2 protein-coding genes are annotated in these 2,231 nt (G+C 47.6%); one reads left to right on the forward strand and one right to left on the reverse strand.

The window, feature by feature from the left end; translation table 11 throughout:
* A partial coding sequence (locus IE070_RS16440) for an IS110 family RNA-guided transposase (protein WP_229797118.1) occupies positions 1 to 888 on the reverse strand: 888 nt, incomplete at its 3' end.
* A 987-nt stretch (positions 889 to 1,875) separates the two neighbouring features.
* Between IE070_RS16440 and IE070_RS16445 the strand changes: the two genes are divergently transcribed.
* Positions 1,876 to 2,154, forward strand: coding sequence for a hypothetical protein (locus tag IE070_RS16445; protein ID WP_189484275.1), 279 nt, complete (start codon positions 1,876 to 1,878; stop codon positions 2,152 to 2,154).
* Positions 2,155 to 2,231 lie beyond the last annotated feature (77 nt).

Genomic DNA, 2,231 nt, shown 5'->3' on the forward strand with positions numbered 1-2,231 from the left:
AAACGCGGGAAGAAAAAACCTGATCGGCATGATGTTATTGAGCGATCGGAATGATGTTATTAGCCACAAATAGCGGTCACCGCGTTTAGTAATGGCACCGAGTTGCGTTTTACCACCGGATGAATTCTGTTTTGGCACTAAACCGAGCCAGGCGGCGAATTGCCTGCCGTTTTTAAATACTGACACATCACCGGCTGTTGCTACTGCCGCACTGGCGGTAACGCTACCGACACCACAGAGCTCAAGTAAAGCTTTTGCGGTGGTATCTTGTTTGCTCCAGGCTTCAATCCGTTTGTTGAGTGCAGTAATCCTCGTCTCTAAATCGGTTAATCTATCTGCGAGGTCGGCGATGCTCTGGCGAAACAGCAGCGGTAAGGTTTCTGATTCAGCCACCAAGGGTAATGTCTTGGCTAGTGCTGCGCGGCCCTGATTAATCACAATACCAAACTCGTGCAGGTAGCTGCGGATTTGGTTCATCAGTGAGGTGCGCTCGCGCACCCATTGGTCACGCATGCGGTGCATCACCAGAACCGCTTGTTGTGACTCTGATTTAACCGCAACAAAGCGCATATTCGGCCTGGCCAGAGCTTCACAAATAGCTTCGGCATCATTGGCATCGTTTTTACCACCACGGCGATAGGGTGCAACGTACTGTGGTGTCATCAGTTTTACCGTATGACCCAGTTTGGTCAGTTCCCGCGCCCAATAATGTGCGCCACCACAGGCTTCAATGCCAATTAGCATCGCTGGTTTATTAGCGAAATAGCGCAGCATTTCGTTTCTTGCTAACTTCTTTACCATCGATGTTTCACCGGATTTAGCATTAACGCCATGAATTTGAAACACGAGCTTTGCAATATCGACCCCACAACGTATAGACTGTTCCATGCGACTTCCCCTCACTTGTGACTGTTTGATTAGACACTCTCAGTGTGGCACATCGATGCCGGATAGTGAGGGGGAGTCCATGTTATTGCATCACTCGCGGCCTTCGGCCGCTGGGACGTCAAACGCTAACGCGTTTTTCCGCCCGTGTGCTAAGCGTTAGCAGCTTTCAAAATGTAAAGGGTAGTACGTGTTTTAACTCTGGCTTTGCTCGCGTTTTGTTTTCTTAGCGGTAAAGCCAAAATGCAAAGTTCGCCAGTTTGTTGGTTAGTTGCTGGCGGCGAGGGCGGTAGCGTTGTTCCTTTGGTTCATTGGCTCCACTTACAGCAAGTTTTAAGGTTCCAGCTATGTCGTTGTATCGCACTTGGCTGGTTAGGTTTTAATTTATGAGTGCAGTTGCTTCGGTCAACATCGCGTGGCGGCAAGCCGCGAAGGTTCAGGTGTTTGCTGCTAACAAGTTACTGCACCGGAAAAATTACTCGCTGGCGCTCCCAATTTTCCGGTGAGTAATGCGTTATGCCTAAGGAAGTCAGTTGAATCGTCGAGAAAGGATTTTCAGAGTCGTCTTAACGTTAATATTCGTTGCAGCAGCGCTGCTTTGCCTGAACCAAAGTATGGCCTCGTTTTGGGTTGCGGGCGGGCCGCCAACCGAATTCCCAAATGCCTGGTATCAAAGTGGTATCATTTGGGGCTGGCGTGGGTTAGCGTTACTGGTTTTCGGTATATTTTTGCAGTTTAAATGGCACAGCTTACGCTCTAGCTGGTTCGCCAAATTGATAACAGCAATTGTAATTTTGGGTATGCTGTATCCCTATGCAAGGGAGCAGCTTTTAATCGACTCGTGTCTTGATGGTGGTGGTGCATGGTCAACACAGCACTTCGATTGCACAAAGTAAGGCATAACAAGGCAAGCCAGCATCGCACCTGCGGTGCTGGACTCGCTAACGCTCGCCGCTGCTTGCGGCGTTATACGTAGAGGAGATTCAGCAGATGGAGCTTAATTCAATTGAAGATGTTAATGCACTTGATGAGTACCAAAAACTAAAACAAATTGAACGTATTGAGAAACAATTACATCGACTGAGTTATGTGCCTGCAATTTTTTGTGCGGGAATGATTATCTGGATATTTGTGTTTACTTGGTTGGCGGCATCATGGACAGCAATGTATTTACTACCAGTTGCGATAGCTATTAGTAGTGTTGGTTATTCAAATGTCCAACGCACTGATTTGCTGAAGCAGCTCTTTAGATTAAAGTACGGTGCATAATCTACGTATAACAAACGTCTATGGACTCCCCCTCCATTGCAAGCACAAAGTGATCAAATTTGGCGGTGAATGACTGC

The sequence above is a fragment of the Alishewanella tabrizica genome (assembly GCF_014652375.1).
Classification (GTDB): domain Bacteria; phylum Pseudomonadota; class Gammaproteobacteria; order Enterobacterales; family Alteromonadaceae; genus Alishewanella; species Alishewanella tabrizica.